The organism is Lactiplantibacillus garii (genome assembly GCF_003885105.1).
Lineage (GTDB): Bacteria > Bacillota > Bacilli > Lactobacillales > Lactobacillaceae > Lactiplantibacillus > Lactiplantibacillus garii.
In genome coordinates, this window is the sequence record NZ_QWZQ01000002.1 from 46,075 (window position 1) to 67,323 (window position 21,249).

21 protein-coding genes and 1 riboswitch are annotated in these 21,249 nt (G+C 50.4%); of the genes, 16 read left to right on the forward strand and 5 right to left on the reverse strand.

The window, feature by feature from the left end:
• Positions 1-2: 2 nt before the first annotated feature.
• Together D1831_RS00915 and D1831_RS00920 are read right to left on the reverse strand one after the other, a co-directional pair.
• The gene (locus tag D1831_RS00915) at positions 3-725 is read right to left on the reverse strand and encodes a DUF4811 domain-containing protein (RefSeq protein WP_125070769.1); all 723 of its coding nucleotides are present in this window, start codon (positions 723-725) and stop codon (positions 3-5) included.
• A complete protein-coding gene (locus D1831_RS00920) occupies positions 725-2,197 on the reverse strand; it encodes an MDR family MFS transporter (RefSeq protein ID WP_125070771.1) in 1,473 nt (490 codons plus the stop codon). Before D1831_RS00920 ends, D1831_RS00915 begins: the two co-directional genes overlap by 1 nt.
• Positions 2,198-2,327: 130 nt before the next feature.
• Between D1831_RS00920 and D1831_RS00925 the strand changes: the two genes are divergently transcribed.
• Positions 2,328-2,780 (forward strand): MerR family transcriptional regulator, encoded by a 453-nt coding sequence (locus D1831_RS00925; protein ID WP_125070773.1) that lies wholly within the window; start codon positions 2,328-2,330, stop codon positions 2,778-2,780.
• Positions 2,781-3,426: 646 nt separating this feature from the next.
• On the opposite strand, the gene D1831_RS00930 is transcribed toward D1831_RS00925, so the two are convergent.
• On the reverse strand, positions 3,427-3,771 hold the full coding sequence (locus D1831_RS00930) for a hypothetical protein (protein WP_125070774.1): 345 nt from the start codon (positions 3,769-3,771) through the stop codon (positions 3,427-3,429).
• A gap of 235 nt (positions 3,772-4,006) precedes the next feature.
• Here D1831_RS00930 and D1831_RS00935 point away from each other — a divergent pair, with 235 nt between their 5' ends.
• From D1831_RS00935 to D1831_RS00975, 9 genes are all read left to right on the forward strand, one after another.
• Complete coding sequence (locus D1831_RS00935) at positions 4,007-4,654, forward strand: metal-dependent transcriptional regulator (protein ID WP_125070776.1); 648 nt, start codon at positions 4,007-4,009, stop codon at positions 4,652-4,654.
• Positions 4,655-4,908: 254 nt separating this feature from the next.
• Positions 4,909-5,109 carry a cold-shock protein gene (locus D1831_RS00940; RefSeq protein ID WP_125070778.1) on the forward strand — a complete coding sequence of 67 codons (201 nt, stop codon included), beginning with the start codon at positions 4,909-4,911 and terminating at the stop codon, positions 5,107-5,109.
• A gap of 305 nt (positions 5,110-5,414) precedes the next feature.
• On the forward strand, positions 5,415-6,809 hold the full coding sequence (locus tag D1831_RS00945; protein WP_158610629.1) for a Firmicu-CTERM sorting domain-containing protein: 1,395 nt from the start codon (positions 5,415-5,417) through the stop codon (positions 6,807-6,809).
• A 4-nt stretch (positions 6,810-6,813) separates the two neighbouring features.
• Positions 6,814-7,431, forward strand: coding sequence for an exosortase family protein XrtG (gene xrtG / locus D1831_RS00950; protein ID WP_125070781.1), 618 nt, complete (start codon positions 6,814-6,816; stop codon positions 7,429-7,431).
• Positions 7,432-7,460: 29 nt separating this feature from the next.
• Positions 7,461-8,765 carry a TIGR03111 family XrtG-associated glycosyltransferase gene (locus D1831_RS00955; protein WP_404819875.1) on the forward strand — a complete coding sequence of 435 codons (1,305 nt, stop codon included), beginning with the start codon at positions 7,461-7,463 and terminating at the stop codon, positions 8,763-8,765.
• Positions 8,762-9,130: a 6-carboxytetrahydropterin synthase gene (locus D1831_RS00960; protein ID WP_125070784.1), complete on the forward strand. Its 369-nt coding sequence runs from the start codon at positions 8,762-8,764 to the stop codon at positions 9,128-9,130. The genes D1831_RS00955 and D1831_RS00960 overlap by 4 nt, the downstream gene beginning before the upstream one ends.
• A 10-nt stretch (positions 9,131-9,140) precedes the next feature.
• Positions 9,141-10,685, forward strand: a complete 1,545-nt coding sequence (locus D1831_RS00965) for a TIGR03766 family XrtG-associated glycosyltransferase (protein WP_125070786.1) — start codon at positions 9,141-9,143, stop codon at positions 10,683-10,685.
• Positions 10,686-10,763: 78 nt separating this feature from the next.
• Complete coding sequence (locus D1831_RS00970) at positions 10,764-11,507, forward strand: threonine/serine exporter family protein (protein WP_125070788.1); 744 nt, start codon at positions 10,764-10,766, stop codon at positions 11,505-11,507.
• A 9-nt stretch (positions 11,508-11,516) separates the two neighbouring features.
• Positions 11,517-11,975, forward strand: a complete 459-nt coding sequence (locus tag D1831_RS00975) for a threonine/serine exporter family protein (protein ID WP_125070790.1) — start codon at positions 11,517-11,519, stop codon at positions 11,973-11,975.
• A gap of 110 nt (positions 11,976-12,085) precedes the next feature.
• Here D1831_RS00975 and D1831_RS00980 read toward each other — a convergent pair whose 3' ends face one another.
• A complete protein-coding gene (locus D1831_RS00980; RefSeq protein WP_125070792.1) occupies positions 12,086-13,117 on the reverse strand; it encodes an LCP family glycopolymer transferase in 1,032 nt (343 codons plus the stop codon).
• Between the two features lie 269 nt (positions 13,118-13,386).
• Here D1831_RS00980 and D1831_RS00985 point away from each other — a divergent pair, with 269 nt between their 5' ends.
• On the forward strand, positions 13,387-14,049 hold the full coding sequence (locus D1831_RS00985; protein ID WP_125070911.1) for a phosphatase PAP2 family protein: 663 nt from the start codon (positions 13,387-13,389) through the stop codon (positions 14,047-14,049).
• Between the two features lie 349 nt (positions 14,050-14,398).
• Here D1831_RS00985 and D1831_RS00990 read toward each other — a convergent pair whose 3' ends face one another.
• On the reverse strand, positions 14,399-15,202 hold the full coding sequence (locus tag D1831_RS00990; RefSeq protein ID WP_125070794.1) for an alpha/beta hydrolase: 804 nt from the start codon (positions 15,200-15,202) through the stop codon (positions 14,399-14,401).
• Positions 15,203-15,263: 61 nt separating this feature from the next.
• Here D1831_RS00990 and D1831_RS00995 point away from each other — a divergent pair, with 61 nt between their 5' ends.
• From D1831_RS00995 to D1831_RS01020, 5 genes are all read left to right on the forward strand, one after another.
• Positions 15,264-15,839, forward strand: a complete 576-nt coding sequence (locus D1831_RS00995; protein WP_125070797.1) for a GNAT family N-acetyltransferase — start codon at positions 15,264-15,266, stop codon at positions 15,837-15,839.
• Positions 15,826-16,350, forward strand: a complete 525-nt coding sequence (locus D1831_RS01000; protein ID WP_125070799.1) for an RrF2 family transcriptional regulator — start codon at positions 15,826-15,828, stop codon at positions 16,348-16,350. The genes D1831_RS00995 and D1831_RS01000 overlap by 14 nt, the downstream gene beginning before the upstream one ends.
• 190 nt (positions 16,351-16,540) lie before the next feature.
• Complete coding sequence (alsS, locus tag D1831_RS01005; protein ID WP_125070801.1) at positions 16,541-18,223, forward strand: acetolactate synthase AlsS; 1,683 nt, start codon at positions 16,541-16,543, stop codon at positions 18,221-18,223.
• A gap of 57 nt (positions 18,224-18,280) precedes the next feature.
• Positions 18,281-18,462, forward strand: a riboswitch (Lysine riboswitch).
• Positions 18,463-18,597: 135 nt separating this feature from the next.
• On the forward strand, positions 18,598-20,046 hold the full coding sequence (locus D1831_RS01015) for an amino acid permease (protein ID WP_125070805.1): 1,449 nt from the start codon (positions 18,598-18,600) through the stop codon (positions 20,044-20,046).
• Between the two features lie 170 nt (positions 20,047-20,216).
• Positions 20,217-20,984 (forward strand): M15 family metallopeptidase, encoded by a 768-nt coding sequence (locus tag D1831_RS01020; RefSeq protein WP_125070807.1) that lies wholly within the window; start codon positions 20,217-20,219, stop codon positions 20,982-20,984.
• Positions 20,985-21,249 lie beyond the last annotated feature (265 nt).

A 21,249-nucleotide genomic window follows, 5' to 3' on the forward strand; every position in this document is an offset into this window, starting at 1 on the left:
AACTATTTACTTTTTTTAACGGTAGCCAACATGCTTTGAATGGCGTTAGCCTGGTACTGCGCGGCTGCGGCCTTACTAATCTTAGCAATTTGGGCTTGGCTCATCGTCGGGTTCTTGACCATGGCGGCCTTGACCTGATTTTGAACGTAGACCTTGGCCCGGGCCTTGAGTGTCGCCTGTTGGGCCTTCATCAGCTTACTAAACTGTTTAGCCTGGCTGGTGCTCAGGACGACCCAGTCCTTGTTAACGTAGAAGTAGTGGGTCGTTTTGACGAGCTCCTGGTCGTTATCGGCAATGCCAAACCAGAACTTGGCGGCGTTGCTCTTATAAGTCCAACGGGTCGTTTTGGTGACGATCCGTGGGGACCCACTAGTCGTTTTAACGTGGTTAGCGACCTTGGTATCGGCCTTGGTGTGGCTAACCTTTTTTTGACTAGCCGTGTTTTTATAAACGTAAACGCGGTGCTTGTCGGCCGTTCCCACGCTTTGGTATAACAACAGGTTCATTTGTTTGTTACCACTAGCGGAGGCCAGCGTAGTCGTTTTGGTCGTGGTCGTTTTGACCATGCCGTAATGTTGGCTGTCATTTTTAGAAATGAACACCAGTGACGCGACCAGTAAAAGACCAAAGATCGCGGTCAGAGTCAACCGTAACGCGTTGCGGTGAACGTAAACGAAGGAAAGGAACAACGCAACCGCACTAAATACTAACAGAACTAAAATCATTAGTCGTGCACCTCCTCAGTAACGGGTTTAATTGAGTGCTGCTTGTCCTTCATGAAGAAGGCGACGACTAACCCAATCACACAGAACGCCACGGCTACCCAGAAAGCGGCGTGATAACCGTTCAGGGTCGCGTTTAGGTAACTGTCCTTGTAGCCCAAGGGGTTGCTTTTAATCAGGCTGTGCGCCGGTTTGGCACTGTCCGTCACGTTCGATAACACGGAAGTCAAAATGGCAGTCCCAATCGAACTGGCAATTTGCCGGGTGGTGTTGTTGACGGCGGTCCCGTGACCCATTAAGGCGACGGGTAAAGCGTTCATCCCAGCGGTCGTTGCGGGCATCATGACCATCGCAATCCCAAACATCCGTAAAGCGTATAGGAAGACGATGTAGATTGTGGCCGTATCCCGGGTAATGAAGACGAACGGTAACGTTCCGGCGGTTAGCAGGAACATCCCCAGAATGGATAACCGGCGAGCACCGAAGCGGTCAAAGGCGCGGCCGGTGATGGGACTCATGATCCCCATCATAAGGGCCCCGGCTAAAAGCGAGAGGCCGGATTCAAAGGCGGAAAAGCCGTGAATAATTTGCAGGTAGAGTGGAATCACCATTTCTGCCCCGACCATCGCCATGTTGGCAACGGAGCTTAAGACGGCGGCAATCGTAAACTCAGTGTGTTTAAAGACGCGTAGTTGCAAGAACGGATTTTCCATGGTCAACTGGCGCCAAATGAACAGGGCGATAAAGATGACCCCGACAATTAACGTGGATAAAACGACCGTGGAAGTCCAACCGTTATCCCCAACGGAAGAGAAGCCGTACAGCAGGCTCCCAAACCCGATGGTTGAAAGGACGAGGGACCAAAAATCTAATTTTGGTTTAGACGTTTCCAACACGTCGGCCATGAAGAAGAACCCTAAAATTAACACGACGGCAACGATGGGCACGATCAAACCGAAGAGGTCCCGCCACGATAAGTTGTCAATGACCCAGCCGGAGAGGGTTGGCCCAATCGCTGGGGCTAAGCCGACAACAATCCCGGCCATCCCCATGGCAGCCCCCCGTTTGTCAGCGGGGAAGATGGTTAACATGATGGTTTGCAGTAACGGCATGGTCACGCCGACCCCGACCGCTTGAATCAGGCGGCCAGATAATAGGGTTGGAAAGTTTGGCGCGACCCAGGCGGTGATGGTCCCGATTTCGAAAATCGTCATCGCGGATAGGTAAAGCCACTTCGTTGAAAAACGGGAACTCAGCCAGGCGCTAACGGGAATCATGATCCCGTTGACGAGCATGAAGCCGGTCGTCAACCATTGGACCGTCGACGTGGTGATGTCGAAATCCTTCATTAAAGTCGGAAAGGCCGTCGTTAAGATCGTTTGGTTAAGGACGGTACAAAAGGTACCGATAAGTAAGATTGCAATCAGCAGGCCACGTTTATACGGCTTGCCGTGCGTATCAACAGTTGTTGACAAGTGGATCCCTTCTCTCTAAAAAATGTACGTTGTCTAATATAATCGGATTGGGTACTTTTGTCAACAAACTTGACATTAATATCAAAAAATATATACTGAATATTGAAATTATTAGAAAAGAGGTAAAAAAGTGGACAATCAAGACGCAGCCTTTTTCAAAAAGTTCAAGGCGCAGATTCACAAGCACCAGTTTACGATCGGCATCAGTGACCTTGCTAAGATGACCGGGGTCTCACAGACGCAACTGCGCTACTGGGAGCAAAAAAACTACATTCATAGTATTAAAATGACTGAAAAAAATACGGTGCACCGTTACACGTACGGGACGCTGATGCGGGTCCATTTTATCAAAACGATGCTGGACGAAGGTTTCACGCTGGCGGCGGCAACGCAGCGGGCGGAGGAGCACGGCTTGCAGATGGAAATGATGCGGGTGTTCGTGATGAGCGCGTTTCAGGGAATCGAAGAGCGGGATGGTCACCACATGATCAACTTAGGGTATTTTGACGAGGACCACCGCCAAGAATTATATTGCTATATTAAGGACAATCAGCCGCACTACCGGGTTTATCCGGTGAAATAAGTTGGGGTGACCTGACTTCTAACTTGTGAAAACGGTTAATTAATGGTAGATTTAAGACGGTAAGTGTCGGTCAGTCATTCGGGCATTCAAGTTTCCCGCTCGTCAATCGATCTTATGGCTGGATTGACCGTTGTCATGTTGGTCGTGTTTTGAAGTTTAACTTTGCAAAAGGATTTACAACGGAGCGCGAAGCAGCGCTGAGAGAAGCCCGGTATAACCGGGTAGAAATCGTGCATAAAAACAACGTGTAATTGAAACTAGTAGTAGTATTCAATCGCCCGGTGATGATACTTACCAGTGGGGCCCAAGTGATGCGGGAAAGCTTGGGTCCTTTGTTATAGAGTGTAAAGCGAGACGGGTTGCCACTGAGCATAGCCTAGTCACGGCGTTGATTGACGAATTGTGTCAATTGACGTCGTGACGTAGCTAAGCGGAAGGGGCAGTCTCGATTTACACGTTTCGGCTACAAAGGTCAGGTAGTGTGATTGGTGGTTTTTCCAATCGGTCGCTAGACGTAGCAAGCGGAGAAAGCTGTCCTGATTTGCACGTTTCGGCCATCTAAAGTAGGTTGACTACGTTTGTGTTTGAAAGCACAAAAAAAGCTTCGGCGCAGGCCGAGGCTCAATGATCAATAAATGGTGGTCAATTATGAGTTAGCGATTTGTAAGAAATGGGTGGCGTACCATTCATTCCAGGCAACGGCGGGATTGCCGCTTTCGAAATACTTTTGATCAAGGTTGCTGATCAGGCCGATGTAATCGGCAAACGAGAAGCTAACGCTGTCGGCTAACCGCTGTTGCTTGGTCAGGTAGCGGCCATAGGTCAGGTGTTCGTTAATGTCGGTCATGTAGTTGGCCACGTCATAGTTTGACATGAGTTCGAGGTTGTTAACGTCAAAAAGCGGAATGTAGAATTTAGCAAAATCTTCGACGGCTTTTTGTTGTAACGACTCGTTAAGTTGGGTAATTGATAATTGAGCATCATTGTTCACGATGCGGTTCCTCCTTAGTATTGAAGCACGGTCCCAAATAAATTGCGGTAAGTGTAACCAAAATTGCTTGGTTTGCGCTACAATTTAATTATGGCACGATTAGGCGGGTTTTTCAAAAGTTTGTCGGGATTTAGTGGCCTACTAGTGGCGGGCCCGCACCAATTGTAGTAAGATAGTGGAATTAACGTTAAAGACGGATTAAAACGTCAATATTTAGTTGAGGTGAAGTATATTCATGACCCCCATGAAGGAAGATTACTTAAAAATTATTTTCGAACTTGGTGGTACGAAGAAAAAGGTGTCCAACAAGCAAATTGCACTGAGCTTAGACATCGCGGCCGGTTCCGTGACGGAAATGGTCGGTAAATTAGTGCAGGAAGGCTTGGCTAAGCACACCCCGTATGCCGGGATCTCGCTGACTAAAAAGGGGATTCGGTACGCGGAAACCCTAGTTCGCAAGCACCGCATTTGGGAAGACTTCTTAGTTGATAAGTTGAATTACGACTTGCCCGACGTTCATTCGGAGGCCGAAGTTTTGGAACACGTGACCAGTGAACGGTTAGTTGATTCACTGGAAGCGTTCCTCGGCAACCCGACGCATTGTCCGCACGGTGGTGCCATTCCGGATAAGGATGGTCATTACCAGGAAGATAGTCATACGAGTCTCGCCGACACGGAAGACGGTAGCGACGTGTCCATCGAACGGTTTATTGATAACCACGACCTATTGATGTACTTGCACGACATCGCGTTGCAGATTGGTCAGCAGGTAACGGTGATCAAGCACGACCCGTTTGAAGGTCCGGTCACGATCGAGGTTAAGGCGACTGGCCAACGGATTCCAGTTAGTTACAAGGCCGCACACAACGTTTTTGTTAAATAGCATGTAATCTTCGCGTCGTCCTGAACAAAATTTTCAGGACGACGTTTGTTATTCTGTTTTATTTATCACGGCATAAAGAATCTCAGGAAATTCCGGGATTGGCTACCCTTTTTTAGTGCAATATGCTACAATTATGCATGTAGCTTGGTTAGGTAATTTTGGTCAGATCGTTTCAATAAACTATCCCCATTTGCACCGAATCATGATTTACATTAATTTATACGTGCAAAACGCACTAGGAGGATTTTTTTATTATGGAACATGGAACAGTTAAATGGTTTAACGCCGACAAAGGTTTTGGTTTTATTACTCGCGAAAACGGTAGCGATGTATTCGTACATTTCTCAGCTATCCAAGAAGACGGCTTCAAGTCACTTGACGAAGGCCAAGCAGTTACTTTCGACGTTGAAGAAAGCGATCGTGGCCCACAAGCAGTTAACGTTACTAAAGACTAATTAACAGCTTAAACGGCTAAAAACGGTGGTTGGATGTAAATCCAATCACCGTTTTTTTGTGCGCATAAACGCGACTGGAAAGGATTGGTCTAGAAAATAACTGGGTTAATTTAAATTTACATAATTGTTAATTAATTTCTTTACTTTACTGTTCGAATGGCCCTATACTTAGGTTGAAATAATCGTTACCTACATTAATATTTACTACCATTAAGAATTTAATGGCTACGGAAAATTTGTCAAGATTTGATAATTGGTTACAAGTGAAAGCTGAGTTAGTTGTTTGATGTGAGAGGGAATTTATGATGAAAAAAAAGATGGCTTTGTTATTAGGAAGTGTGGGATTACTGTTTGGGTTGACGGCTACGGGGGTGTGCGTGAATGCCCAGGCCGCGACGGTCAACTGGGACAACGTCACTAAAACTAAGCTGGGCTGGTACTACACGACCAACGTGGCGGTGACCCAGAATAGTCACCAAGTTAGTTTTTACGTGGATACGGGGACTAACCCAGCGTGGTATAACATTCCAACGCATAATTACGATTTGACCGTTGGGAACCACCATTATTCGGTTCATTATGAGCAATCCGGGTCCACGGTCACTTTCTCTGCCATGAATACGGATACCTGGAAAGATTTAGGTACGGTGGGCAGCGGGACGCTGACCACTAAAAATGGTTTGGGTGTGTTGATTGGAAGCATTTCGTATCAGGCGCTGGGACTAGCCGCTGAGCAAACGGTTCCGGTCAGTCTGGGAAACTCTGAGCTGGGAAGTGAAGCGGTTCAGGGCGTCTTTGATGATCAAACGACCGGTACGACGACTGGCTCCAGCACGGAAACGGATTCGACTGCGACCAGTAGCAGCTCTAGCACGGAGACGAGTTCGGCGGCAACTAGTAGTAGTTCTTCGACGGCAACCAGTTCGGCCACAAGCAGCAGCAGTTCTTCGACGGCAACCAGTAGCAGCAGTTCGGCCACGAAAAGCAGTTCGACTACCAGTGACCCGGCAAAGCAGGCGGTCGACGGTGCCGCTAGCGACGTTGCCAGCAGCAGTTCGTCGCAAGCTAACAATAACAACGTTAATGGAAGTTTAGGCATTACCATTGACGGTGATATGAGTGATTGGGCGGACAAGGATAAACAGGCCATGACGTCTAAGGGCGATAACGATAACGTTAAAAACGTGGCGTTGTTGACCGATGACCAGGCCATTTACGCCTACGTGGGTATGCACCCGAAACTCGCCGGGGGCTATACCAATTTCATGCCGTCCGGTTATACGATCGACATTGGCGGTAAAACCTACTACATTACGTTTAACAACGGTACCACCGTCAACTTAGCGGTGGGTCAAAAACAAGCGGTCACCATGAACATTTATGGTGACAATCAAAGCACGAATCTGACCGGGATGGCCTACGTGACCCGCTCAAAGATCACCCAGAAGAACGGTAACGACAGTGATTACGATGGCACGGCCTACAGTGTTGAATTTAAGGTCCCGTTTGATAAACTCACCGGCGTTTCAAAAACGAGTGGTCAAACGATCACCCTCGCTAACCAGAACTTGTGGACCGGGAGCGTTCAGTCTTCCGGTGGAAGTACGGGTCCGGTCGTTTTAGCCAGTGTCGGTTTTGTGATTGCCATCGGGTCGGTCATCGGGGTCGTTGGTTTAAAACCGAAGAAGTGGAGTCACTAATTTTATGAACGTTTATTTACTGATTGGCCTAGTGATTTGGGCGTACGTGTTATCAGTACTGAAAAGAGCTCAGTTACCCGCGTTTGCATTTATCGTGGGGAGTGCCGGGCTCTTTTTCGTCCTAATTAGCTTAGCGGATCCGTACTGGATCTGGTTTGCCACCCACGCCGTGATCAACGGGGTCCGCTGGTTTGGCGATTTGACCGGTTGGAGCAGTGTGATGACCAAGTACGGCATGGTCAGCATCCATAACGCGACTGTCCCGGTAACGATGGTGATCGACTACGAGTGCTCCGGGATTATTGAAACGGCCGCGTTTTTAAGCTTAGTCGTCTTTTTTCCAATCTTTAATCAGTACGAGCGGGTCTTCTTTTCGGTGTTTGGGGTCCTGTGGATCTACGCGGCGAACGTGATTCGCTTGGCGACGGTCATCGTGATCGTGCACTTTGGCGGGGGGCAGCTATACTTTTTAGCCCATTCGATCCTGGGCCGCCTAATTTTTTACGTTCTGGTGATTGTGTTGTATTACAACGTTTTTACTTTTTCACAAATATCACACAGTTTATACCTCAACTTTCAGGCACAGCTTAAACGATTGAGAAGAAAGGAACCCAAGTCGTGACTTACTGGTTAAACTTAACCCTATTCAAAATGGGATTTTGGATCACCTGGGCACTCGTCCCGATCGTTGTCGAAATTATTCCGGCGTTGGTTTCCGGAATCCGGATCTTCTTTCGCAACCTGCACCGGCCGAAATTGGAAATGCCGGATAAAATGCCAATGATCTCGGTGATCGTGCCCGTTTATAACTCGGAAGCGACCCTGTTTGCGTGCATTAAATCGATCCACGATTCCACGTATCCGAACCGCTTAACGCAGGTTATCTTGGCGGACAACGCCAGTACCGACAATAGTTTTGAGGTGTTTAACCACGCTCAAAATGAGTTTGCGGACATGAATATGCAACTGATGCACACGGAAAAGGGGAAGGCGTCGGCGTTAAACGCGGCGTTATACGCTGCCATCGGGACTTACATCATCAACATTGACAGTGACGGGGTTCTAGAAAAGCACGCGCTAATGAACATGGTCCTCAACTTTGAAAATGATTACGAAGTGTCCGCACTAACGGGCACGATTTTGCCGCAGCACCAACTCATTGCCCGGGGAAAACGGGGACTGTTACAACATAACGAGTACTTTGAATACGCCCAGGCCTTTTTGTCCGGACGGGTGATCGAGTCCAATAGCAACCACCTGTTTACCATGTCGGGCGCCTTTTCGGCCTTTCGCAAGGAAGCGGTCCTCAACACGTTTCTATATAATACCGCGACGATCGGTGAAGATACCGACATGACGTTTCAAATCCGGGACAAATTAAAACGCAAGGTCGCCATTTGCGACAACGCGATCTTTTACATTGAACCAATCTCCGGCCTCGGGGAGTTATACACGCAGCGTCAGCGCTGGCAACGGGGCGAAGTCGAAGTGGTCCACCAGCAAATTACGGAACTCAAGTTTGTGGATTTTTTCAAGAGCTTTCTGGTTCGCCGAATGTTGATCGACCACACCTTCCTATTCCCGCGGATGATCTGGATGTTCGCGAGTATCGCGCTGTTGTTTCTCCGTTACTCCGTGGTCATGATGGCGATGTCCTACGTCATTATTTACCTGCTGTACATTCTGGTGGGGCTACTCAACTACGTCTGCGTCTTACAGCTGTTATGGACCTTTCCGCAGGAGCGTCAGTTTTATCGCCGGCAGTGGTGGGTCGCGCTGACCCTGCCGGTCTATAACTTGATTTGTGCGTGGATCCGTTTCGTGGGCCTGATTAATAGCATGACCCAAACGTCGAGCTGGAATTCGGTTAAATTTGGCACGGAAGCGCGCGGCGTCCGGTTCGTGTTGAAACGGGACTTGAAAGAATTTATACGGAAATGGAAGTCGTTAAAATGACGGAAAAATACTATACCTACAAAATGAAATCGTACGTTAACGCCAGCCACGCCATGCGCTGGGCCGGTGGCGAGGGCAAGCAGCATAACCACACTTGGGAAATTGTTAGCGAAATGCACAGTAAATCCAATAAAATGATTGTCTTTAATCAGATTGAAAAACAGTTAAACGGTATTTTTGACACGTTCGCGGGGCAATTTTTAAACACCCTGCCATACTTTAAAACGGTTAACCCAACCGTTGAAAACGTGACGGTCTGGTTATTTAACCTGATTTCACCGGCGTTAGAAGAACTCGGGGCCGAACTGGTCCGCCTCGAAGTCGGGGAATCCCCGACCCGCTCGTACTGTATCACGGTACGTTAGGGGGACCGGTATGCGAAAACGACTATTTCGGATCGGCAACTGGGCCCTGATCGCGCTCTTTAACGGGCTGTTTTTCCTGACGCTTTTTGACGCGGTGACGTCGCCCAATTTGATCTTAGGGGATAACAAGGTGACGGGCGCGGGAACCACGATGTGGACGACCGGCTGTTTGATCGCCGCCGCGGCCATTTTAATTAGCTGGCAAACGAGCTGGCGTGTTAAGCGCCTAATGAAGTGGCTCTTTAAGACCCACGCCCTGGCGACGGCGACGGTGTTATTAGCGCTAACGGTCGGCTGGCAACTGGTCTTTGTATTAGCCGTGCACCCCCCAATTGGCTTTGATGCCGGGGCGATCCACCAAGCCCTCCACGATACGACTAGCGCGGAGATTCGGGCCTACTTTAGCCTGAACTATAACAACTTGCCGATGTTACTGGCGGAAGTGCAACTGGCGAAGTGGTTTGGCACCACCTCGTGGCTGTTTTTTGACTTAGTCACGTTGGTTTTGGTGGATTTATCGGCCCTGCTGAATTTAATTTGCATTGTTCTGGTTGAGCCGCGAAAACTAGTCGCGGGGATGAATATCCACGCAGTTTGGCTACTCCTGTTCCCCACGATCATCGTGCCGTACACCGACGCTTGGGTATTACCGCTGGTGTCACTGTACCTGCTCGGCGCCGTTGTGATGGTTAAACCCCGCTTGAACCTTGGGTGGCGGGCGTTAGGCGCGTTACTGTTCAGCGTGGGACTAGTGGGTGCCTACCGGTTGAAACCGTCGGCCATCGTTGCCATGGTGGCCCTGGTCATCGTGGGGGGATTGTTCGCCCTGCGGCCCCGGCGGTTGGCATGGCCTTCAGTCGGCCAAACCGCGCTGGTATTGTTACTGGCCGCTGGCTTAACGGCGGGGTGCTACGCAGCAACGGCCCAGTTGTTAAAACGGCAGACCTACATTCAAGTTGATCAAAGTCGGGAGATCCCGGCGATCCACTTTATTAGTATGGGTGTGTCCGGTGACGGGGGCTACAACGCTAAGGACGCGTTAAAAATGGCGGAACTGCCAAATAAACAAGCCCGGGTGGCCTATTCCAAGCGCGTCTTAATTCAGCGCTTAAAACGCCGGGGTGCTTGGGGTTACGCGCGCTTTTTAGTTGCCAAACACCGTAATAACACGGCGGACGGCACCTTTGCCTGGGTCAAGGAGGGCCATTTTATTAACGAAAACCCAATTCCCAAACGGGGTGGCTTTAGCGGCTGGTTGCGGTCGTTTGTTTATTTGTACGGGACCCGCCTCGGTGATCTGCGGTTTATGTCCCAAGTCTGGTGGGTCGTTTGGTTAGCGCTGATTGCCTTTGCCTGGCGTGACCAGCGAACCTTTGTGCAGGCGCTCCGACTGACCATTATCGGTGGGTTTAGCTACCTGCTGATTTTTGAAGGCGGCCGTAGCCGGTACCTGATTCAATTTTTACCCGCGTTTTTGATGCTGGCGACGTTAGTTTACCAAGAATCGTTTAACTGGTTTTACCGTGCGCACCGGTGGTTTACCAAAGCGCCCTGACTGCCCGCGGATAAATAACCCTTTACTTCGAATCCTACTTTGATTAAAGTAGGATTTATTAGTGTAGGGGGCGAAAAAGTGACGGCCGACGAATTAATTATCGCGACCTGCTTAAAGGCGGGGAAGATCATGGTTGAAAACGGGTCAGAAATTTCCCGGGTCGACGATACGATGATGCGCATTGCGCAAAACGCGGGGGTGATCTCCGCCAATACCTACGTGACGATCACCGGGGTCATGATGTCGATTCAGGGGCGCAACGCCACGCAGATCATGGCGATCAATAAACGGACGATCGACTTAGAAAAGGTCGCCCAAGTTAACCAGCTTTCCCGGGAGTTTGCGGCGTCGGCCATTGACCTGCCGACCCTGCACCAGCGGCTCAACACACTGGACGCGGCGTCCCGTTCGTTTCCACTGTGGCTCCAGCTGGTTGGGGCGGCCCTGGTTAGCGGCCCGCTGATGATCATGTTCCGGCAGGAAATCGTTAACACCTGGCCGACCGTGGTCATCGGGACGCTTGGTTACCTCGTCTTTTACTTATTAAATCGTTATTTAAAAATTAAATTTTTAAGTGAACTGGTCGCGGCCCTGATCATCGGTTTTGGGGCCGAATGGGCGGTTCAAATCGGCTGGGGCACCAACGTCAACGACATCATTATTGGCTCGTTAATGCCCCTCGTACCCGGGGTACCGCTGACTAACGCGGTCCGCGATACCTTGGCGGGCAACTTCGTGAGCGGCCCGGCGCGGGGCGTGGAAGCCCTGATCAGCGCGGCGGCCCTGGGATTCGGCATTGCCGTTGTCATCACGCTGTCTTAGGAGGCCCCCATGAACATTATTGGACAATTAATTTTAGCGTACGTCGCGGTGCTGGGCTTTGGGCTGATCATTAACATTCCGCACCAGGCGTTAAACCTGGCCGGCTGGATCGGCACCCTGACGTGGGGGAGCTACCTGATCGTACAGGCGTTTGACGGTGGGGTGGTTTTTGGCAGTTTAATTGGGTCGGTCGGGATCGGCGTTTTAAGCAGTATGGCGGCCCGTTATAAAAAGATGCCGGCCATTATCTTTAACATTCCCAGTTTGGTGTCCTTCGTGCCGGGGAGTCAGGCGTATCAAATGGTGCGTAACTTTGCGCTCGGCAATTACCGCCAGGCGGTCGGCTTCACCCTCCAACTGGTGATGATTACCGGGGCGATTGCGCTGGGGTTCCTGTTAGCCGAGCTGTTAAACCGCTTGATCGCCTTTTGCACGTTGCGCTGGCGGCTGGCCCACCCGGACCGTTAGGAACCAACTGATTTTTCACACGCGTGTTTTAACCTTTAGCAAAAATAAAACCCACCCGCGACTCCCGTTAGGCTGAGTCGTGGGTGGGTTTAACTTTTGATGTTGGCGGGTTAGTTTTGGTTAGCGAACTTTTCACCGGTCGTTGCGGACTTGAGGTTCAAGGATTTCCGCAGGACGTTGGTGACCCGTTGTTTTTCGGATTGTGAAACAACTTCGAAGGATTGACCACTGATCATTTTACCAGTTCCTTGCGCGTGGTCGGAAACCACGTTCTTAGTGGCACCACGGTAGTTGGAGAAGAGGCTGGTCAAGTTACCGAATGTTAAGTCGGTCCGGGTTTGCTTAGCCAATGATTGTAAGAAGTCTTGTTTTAATAAGTTAGAAGCACTGGTACTTTCACTCAGGATGGCGGTGATCAGTTGCCGTTGCCGTTGTTGCCGACCATAGTCACCGAGGGGATCATCGTAACGCATCCGGGAGTACTGGAGGGCTTTATCACCGTTCATGTGGGTCTTAACGCCCTTAGTGTAGTGGTAGCCTTCGTAAGTAAACGTCCGGATCGGAGTAATGTCGACCCCGCCAATCTCGTTAACGACTTTCTTCATTCCACCCATGTTGATCAACGCGTAGTAGTCGATCGGCACGTTCAACCATTTTTGAATGGTGGTGATGGTCGTCCCGGCACTCCCGTAAGCGTAAGCCGCGTTCAACTTAGTGGGGAAGTCCTGTTCAAAGCCCGAAACGGCCACTTCGGAGTCTCGCGGTAAACTCATTAACGTGGTGGTCTTGGTCTTAGGGTTGATAGTGGCCAAGATGATGGTATCGGTCCGGCCCTTATAATCCCGACCGAGCGCCCCGGTATCGGTCCCTAATAATAGGATCGATACCGGCTTTTTACCGTTTAACACGGCGCTGGTATTCCGGGATTTCTTGATACCGCTACTCTTAAAGACGGTGTTAGCCGCGTTGCGGGCGTTAAAATAGGTCCGCGCGGCGAAGGCCCCGGTCCCGACTAGCAGGACCGCGATAATAATTAAAATTGTATTACGAACGGTATGGCTCTTTTTGGGACCTTTTCCCTTCGGACCATTGCCCTTTTGATCATCGTGATGCAATTCTGAACGACTTGGCATATCTTCCATGAACTCTTCCTCCAATGGTAATGTTGCAAAACTTTACCTCAGTTTAGCATTTTTTAGGGCGAACGGGAACTGAATCCGCATAACCTTTCGTTCCTTAACCCGTAATTTCGATTTTAATCATAACTGTTTTTATAAGAAATGGTGAGGAAATTATGATTTCTTTGTTTTTTTTTAATGTTCAACCTTAAGATATTAAGGTTTCGTTCGGCGGATTACAGGATTATGGTATAATTTTAGTAATTTTAATATTAATGGGGGTTCTTGTTTTGATGATCGATAAGTCGCGTCGTCGGCCGATCAAGTTTGTCATTGGCGTTATTTTATTTGCCTACCTGAGTTATTTTATCAGTGCCGGCGCCATCGGGATCGACCTGGTGGACGCCGGGCTGACGTCGCTGGTGCAGGTTAGTAACAGCGGGTTCTTCGTTGGCTTCTACAAGGTGGTCAGCTGGATCGCTTCACCGGCAAAAGACGTTCTTTGGCTGGTGATCTTGGCCTTTCTGATGTACGGGTTCAAGTATAAAATTCAGGCCGTTTGGTCGCTCGGGTACATGGCAGGGGCCATGCTCCTGGGGGCCGTCACTAAGCACCTGATTGCCCGGATTCGGCCGATCAACCACCTGGCTGCCGATACCGGCTACAGCTTTCCGAGTGGGCACGTACTGGGGACGTTCGTGTTGGTCAGCGTGATCATCATTTTCGTGGTGCCGGAGCTGCCAAGTTACCGGATGGCGCAAATTGTGAAATGGGCCGGTGTCGTGTGGTTGTTGCTGGTAATTTTCTCGCGTATCTACTTGTCCGCGCACTACCCAACCGATACACTCGGGGCGGTCTTACTGGCGTGGACGTGGGCGCAAGTGATGGAATGGTTCTACGTCCTGTGGGCGCGGCACCTGTTGCAGTGGAAATTATTCTACCGTTCTTATTTGTAAAGATAACTAATTTAATTAGTATATAAAAAGGTCTGGGACCAAACCGTTAAACTTCGGCCTCATTTTGCTAGTCCGTAGTGCCGAAACGTGGGCCAAAAGCCAGTTTGTTCCGCTTAACAAAAACAGCGGCTGTGACAAAAGTCACAGCCGCTGTTTTATCTCCGAACAATTATTGTCGAAACGGGTTTCAAAAGTTAGCGGGCTCCGCTTAACCACGTATGGCAAATAATCCAAGCCCAGGATTATTCGCCATACGCCGTTAATGCTCACCAGCTAACCGACTTTTAGCCCACTCTGTTTACGGTATGCTCGCAAACTGAGCGGCTTTTGGCCCACTTTTTTTGAAAATTTAATTTTCAGTTTGGTTATCACGGAGCCATTCCAAGGCTAACGTCAGCCAGTGCGCCGCGTGCGGCTGGTCGGCATCAGCCTTCCAAGCCGTTTGACTATTAGCCAGCGCCAACCCGTGGGGACCGTGTTTAAAGACGTGCAGTTCGTAGGGAACCTTGGCCTGGGCTAAGGCGGTCGCGTAGGCGAGGGAGTTAGTCGCCGGTACGATCGGATCGTCAGCCGTTACCCAGATAAAGGTTGGCCGGTTAGTCGCGCTAACGTGTTGATCCGCCGCTAATTGCGCGGGGGTGTTAGTCCACTTGGCTAACGTTGCGGCGTCTTTGGGGAAGCCCAATTGGGGACTAATGACCGGATAGCCTAAAATGACTTGTTGCGGTTTTAAGGTGTCCGCGGCTACGCCTAATTGCGTCGCAACTTCGGTGGCCCAGTAGTCGTTATAAAGCGCGACCACGTGACCGCCAACGCTAAAGCCCACCGGGGTGAGCTGATCATCATCGACGTGCCAAGCCGCAGCTTGTTGCCGGATCAACTGGACGGCCCGACCTAAATCGAGGACCGCTGCTAATTCTAAGGGTTGTTGGTCACCCAGGAGTGTGTATTCCAAGTAGAACGCCTGGTAGCCGTGTCCTGCAAACGCCATGGCTAAACTTTCAGCCTGACCAGTCGGGATTTGCGTATACGATCCGCCGGGAACGATTATGATTGCTGGCAGGGTCGTTTGGTGCGCGTTAGGGTCCGGCTGGTGCAAAAAGCCAGTCAGTTGGGCAGAACTGCCCGCTAATTTTTGTTGAATAACTTGCATGCAATCACCTCTATTGATATGGTTAACATAACTATTATAACGCAAATCAGGTGGAACAAGAATGGAAATGGTTACGGTTACAACGCGGGGCGAACGGCTCGAACTCCGGCCGTTCACGTTCGCGGACGTGACGGATTATTATGAGTTGGTTGCGAATACCGCAATCGCGGCTCCCGCTGGTTTTACACCGGCACACAGTGTGACCGAAGCGGGCTTTCTGCTCAAACAACAGTTGAAGCTGCCCGAAGTCTATGCCTTGGAACTGCCGGCCCTGCATAAGGTCGTGGGGAGTGTCGGGCTGTACGAACGGATGAACCGTTACGGCGAACCCGCCCCGCAGCAGATGGACCTAGGTTACATGCTAAACGCCAGCTTCTGGCAACGCGGGATCATGTCGGCCGCGGTCCGGTTATTACAGCGTTACGCCTTTGAAACGTTAAAGTTAAAACGGGTCACCGCTAGCTGCCTTGCTGATAACGTTGCGTCCAAATTAATTTTGGAGCATGCGGGTTTTCGGCAGTACGACGCGGTCCAACACCCGGATTACGCCCCCTTTGGAGCGGGGCAAACGGAATTGTTTTATGAATGCGTGGGGTTAGCGACCACGCCGGGGGATGATCAGAATGCAACTCGCTAAATCGTTTGAACAGGCCGCCTGTGTGTTAGTTTTGCTCGCGACGCAGCAACCGGATAAACCGTTAACGGCCGACGTGTTACACGACCGCATCGGGGGGTCGGCCAGCTATATTCGCAAAATCATTCGCAAATTAGTCGTTGCCGGCTTAGTCGCGTCCAGTAGCGGTAACAATGGCGGGGTCCACCTCGCCAAATCACCGGAAGAGATCTCTATCAAAGACGTCGTGTCCGCGATTGAGGGGACCCTCCACACTTTTCCCAACCTGGGGTATTTTGACCAGGTGTTTAAAGACGTGGAACCGGTGGCCGACGAGGGGACTAAGGTGGTCAACGCCATCTTTTCACAAGCCGATGACCTGTGGTTGGACTTTTTGGATCAAAAAAAGATTGCAACCTTAATTAAGGAGCTCTTGGCGGTTAAGGAGATCCCGGTCCTAGACTGGACCAACCAATCCGAAGATAAAATGGCCCAGTTAAATACGCTCCTAACGCGTTTACGGGCAGATAAGTGATTCGGATTACAAACTTGAACGGAATTGTATGCGGTTTCCAAACCCGATTCAAGTCTGGCAAGGCTTTGAACACCTTTCAGAAAATTAAGCTTTATAAACTTTTTTCACAAGTCCCTAAAACCTATGATTACAGGGTTGTTTGTGTTATTCTAACATTACTTTTCACAAAGACGGAGGAGACGGAACAGCAATGGCAGATAAAAAATACTATGGTGCGGACGCGATCGTTGATAGCCTCGTTAACCATGACGTTAAATACGTATTTGGGATCCCGGGTGCCAAAATTGACCGGGTCTTTGAACGACTTGATCACCCGGTGAACCCGAAGAGTCCTAAAATGATCGTCACGCGCCACGAACAAAACGCGGCGTTTATCGCGGCGGGGATCGGTCGGATCACCGGGAAACCGGGGGTCGTTTTGACGACTTCTGGTCCCGGTGCCAGCAATTTAGCTACTGGTCTGGTTACCGCGACGGCGGAAGGTGATCCCGTGCTGGCCATTTCTGGACAAGTGCAGCGGGCCGACCTGTTGCGCCTGACCCACCAGAGCATGAATAACGCGGCGCTGTTTAAACCCATCACTAAATACAGCGCCGAAGTCCAAGAACCCGAAAACATTTCGGAAGTAATCGCCAACGCTTACCAAGAAGCGACCGCGGCTAAGCAGGGGGCCAGCTTTGTCAGCATCCCCCAAGACGTGACCGACTCGGTTGTGCGCACCCCCGTGATCACGCCGATCCAAGCGCCTAAGTTGGGGCCGGCCAGTCCGGTCGAAACCACGTTGTTGGCCCAAAAGATCAAGGCGGCCAAGTTGCCGGTCTTATTAGTTGGGATGCGCGCTTCCTCACCCGAAGTGACCAACGCCATCCGCAACTTAGTCACGGCCGCTAACTTGCCCGTTGTGGAAACTTTCCAAGCGGCCGGGGTGATCTCGCGTGACTTGGAAGCCCACCACTTCTTTGGCCGCGTGGGATTGTTCCGTAACCAACCCGGCGACATGTTACTGAAGAAGTCCGACCTGGTGATTGCCGTGGGTTACGACCCGATCGAATACGAACCCCGCAACTGGAACGCGGAAGGCAAGTCCCGCATCGTCGTGATCGACGACATGCGCGCCGAATTAGATCACAATTTCCAACCGGAAACCGAACTCATTGGTGACATCGCGCAGACCCTAGACTTCCTGTTACCTTACATGAAGGGGTATAACCTTAGCGCTGATTCCCAAACTTACCTGGACGACTTACAGGAACGGCTTCAAACGCGCGACTTCGTACCGAATATTAATGAAGACTCCCACTTAAACCACCCGCTGTCCGTGATTGCGGCGTTACAAAAACGGGTGAGCGACGACATGACCGTGACGGTCGACGTGGGGAGCCACTACATTTGGATGGCCCGCCATTTCCGCAGTTACGAACCCCGGCACCTGTTATTTAGTAACGGGATGCAAACGCTCGGGGTCGCGTTACCGTGGGCGATCGCGGCGGCGTTAGTTCGGCCCAACACCCAAATCGTTTCGATTTCCGGGGACGGCGGCTTCCTATTTTCCGCCCAAGAATTGGAAACGGCGGTCCGCCTAAACTTAAACATCGTGCACTTAATTTGGAACGACGGCACGTACGACATGGTGAAATTCCAAGAAGAAATGAAGTACGGTGAAGACGCCGCGGTCAAGTTTGGCCCGGTCGACTTCGTGAAGTACGCTGAAAGCTTCGGTGCCACCGGTTTACGCGTGAACCAGCCCCAAGACTTAGACGGTGTTTTAGATCAAGCCTTTAAGACCCAGGGTCCGGTCATCGTGGACATCCCGATCGACTACTCCGATAACAAGGCCTTAGGCAAGACCATGTTGCCGGATCAATTCTATTAAAATGACGTTAAACCCCGGTTGTCAAAATAACCGGGGTTTTGTATAATGATTGAGTATATCGAAAGAAGAGGACGCGGTTAACAAGAGTAACCAGCGCAAGACGGGTCACCGTCAGCGCGCGCTGGTGAAAGGGGCGACCGCCGAAATGACCGAACTGGTGACCGGTTTGGAAGTTGGGCCTTGGTTGAATAAATCAAGGACTGTCGCAGCTAGAATAGTTGCGGGGCGCTATCGACGATGAGATCAGCATTAGTTTATCAATCTGATTAAAGTCTTTTTGCGCAGTTTGCAAAGGGACTTTTTTATTTTGGTCGGGCTTACCTGAATCGGTGTGAACACTTTTAGATATAAATCGATTTTTTGGAGGTTCTGCAATGGCAGAAGAACAACATCAGGAAGTGCACCGATCGTTACAAACGCGGCACTTATCCATGATTGCACTAGGTGGTAGTATTGGGACCGGCTTATTCGTCGCGTCCGGTTCGGCAATTTCAACGGCGGGGCCCGGTGGGGCGTTACTCGCGTACGTTGGGATCGGGATCATGGTTTACTTTTTAATGACCAGTTTAGGGGAAATGGCGACCTACTTGCCAGTTTCCGGGTCGTTTTCAACTTACGCGACTAAGTTCGTAGACCCGGCCCTCGGGTTTGCGATGGGCTGGAACTACTGGTTTAACTGGGCGATCACCTTGGCGGTCGATATCAGTACCGCGGCGATCGTCATGCAGTTCTGGTTACCGGAAGTTCCCGGCTGGGTGTTTAGTTTGATCGCGTTGATCCTGATTTTTACGATCAACGCCTTATCGGTCCGTTCCTTTGGGGAGACCGAGTACTGGCTCTCGCTGATTAAAGTTGTGACCGTTTTGATCTTTTTAGTGGTGGGGGTACTGACCATCGTTGGGATCATGGGTGGTCACGCGACCGGTTTAAGCAACTTTACCTATCACAAGGCGCCGTTTGTCGGCGGGATTCCAACGATTCTCAGCGTGTTCGTTGTGGCCGGCTTCTCGTTTCAGGGGACCGAACTGATTGGGATCACGGCCGGTGAATCGGCGACTCCGGAAAAGAGTATTCCGGCCGCCATCAAACAGGTTTTCTGGCGGATCTTATTATTTTACATTTTAGCCATTTTCGTGATTGCGGCCATCATTCCCTACACGTCTAAGGACTTATTGGGCTCGTCGGCCAGCGATATTGCGATCAGTCCCTTTACCCTAGTTTTCAAACGCGCCGGTTTAGCCGCCGCTGCGAGCGTGATGAACGCCGTGATCTTAACGTCGGTCCTATCCGCCGCCAACTCGGGGATGTACGCGTCAACGCGGATGTTATACTCGCTGTCGCTGCAGGGTTACGCGCCGAAAACCTTTGGCCGGGTTAACCGGCGGGGCATTCCAATCATGGCGCTGCTCGGGACGACCGTGATTGGTTTGTTAACGTTCTTATCCAGTTTGTTTGGGGAACGGATCTACATCTTCCTCGTTTCAGCCAGTGGGTTGACCGGTTTTATTGCCTGGTTAGGGATTGCCATTTCACACTTGCGCTTCCGCAAGGCCTTCGTTAAACAGGGCCACCAGCTTAGCGAACTCCGTTACCATGCCAAGTGGTTCCCGTTTGGCCCGTGGTTCGCGTTCGCCCTGTGCCTGATCGTGATCATTGGCCAAGACTTGCACTCGTTTGCCACGCTGGATTGGCAGGCCATCGGGGTCACTTACATGAGTATCCCGCTGTTTATTATTTTGTACGTTTATTATAAAATTCGTTATAAGACCAAGATGATTCCGCTCGATAAAGTGGACCTCACCCAGAGTCACCACGATGATTAGTTAGTTAACGGATGGATGTTCCCAAATAATTTGGGCGCATCCATTTTTTCTTTGACCGGATGGCTAGTTTATTTATTACAAATTCGTTAAGATAAATTGAAGAAAGTTTCGTCGTACCAGTGCGGTATTCACAGGTATGCTAACCTAGACTTGAAAGGCAGCGAGAGAGAATGATAAAGAGTAGCGTGTTGAAGGGGCTCACCTTCGTGGCGCTCGCGGGCGTGTTAAGCGGCTGTGGGACAACGACCCACCAGTCCAAATCGTCAACGGCCAGTCAGAAGAGTAGTCAGACCCAAACCAAACGTCAAAAATTGATCAGTGAACTGCCGAAGGGCGTTAAGTCCAGCGACAGTGATTTAGTTTTAGTCAATAAATGGCATAAGCGGAGTGAAATGTCGTTTAGTAAATCCAGCGTGAACGGCATCGCGGTCCGTAGTTCCATCGTTAAACCACTGGAAGCTTTTTTAGCCGGTGCTAAGAAGGCCGGTTACCCCACGACGGTCGTCTCGGGTTACCGGTCCGTCGCCTACCAAAAAGAGGTCTGGGACCAATCGATCCAAACCTACGAAAACCAGGGCAAGTCGGCTAAGCAGGCCCTCAAATTAACGAAAGAGTTCGTGGCGGTTCCCAGTGGTAGCGAACACGAGACCGGCCTCGCCGTGGACATCATGAACACCCACTGGTACAACACCCACGGCAACCAGTTACTATCCTCTTCGGATAAAAACAAGGGTCAGCAGTGGCTCATTAACCACGCCGCGGACTATGGCTTTGTCCTCCGTTTTCCTAAGGACGGTGTCAAATCTACCGGCATCGACTACGAGTCGTGGCACTTCCGCTACGTCGGTAAAAAGAGCGCGGCCTTTATGGTCAAGCACAACCTGACCCTCGAACAGTACGTCAGCCTCCTGCAAGCCCGCGAAAAAGCCGGTAAGTAACGGTTGACGCTGTGGGCGTCGTGTTTTTGAGTGGGACCTTGTTAGTCAAATTGACCGGTTCATTGATAGTTTCAAGGCCTAATGCAGTTTAAATCCATTAAATTCATAGTAGTCAGTAAATTGGGAACACGGGACTCAATTTGCTGACTATTTTTGTGTATTTTTGGGGATGAACTTTGTCGGGACAACGATTTTAGCAAACGTGTCGACCATTCATCGCAACCTGAATTATTCTCGTTATACTTATGACAAGTCCACGATTATG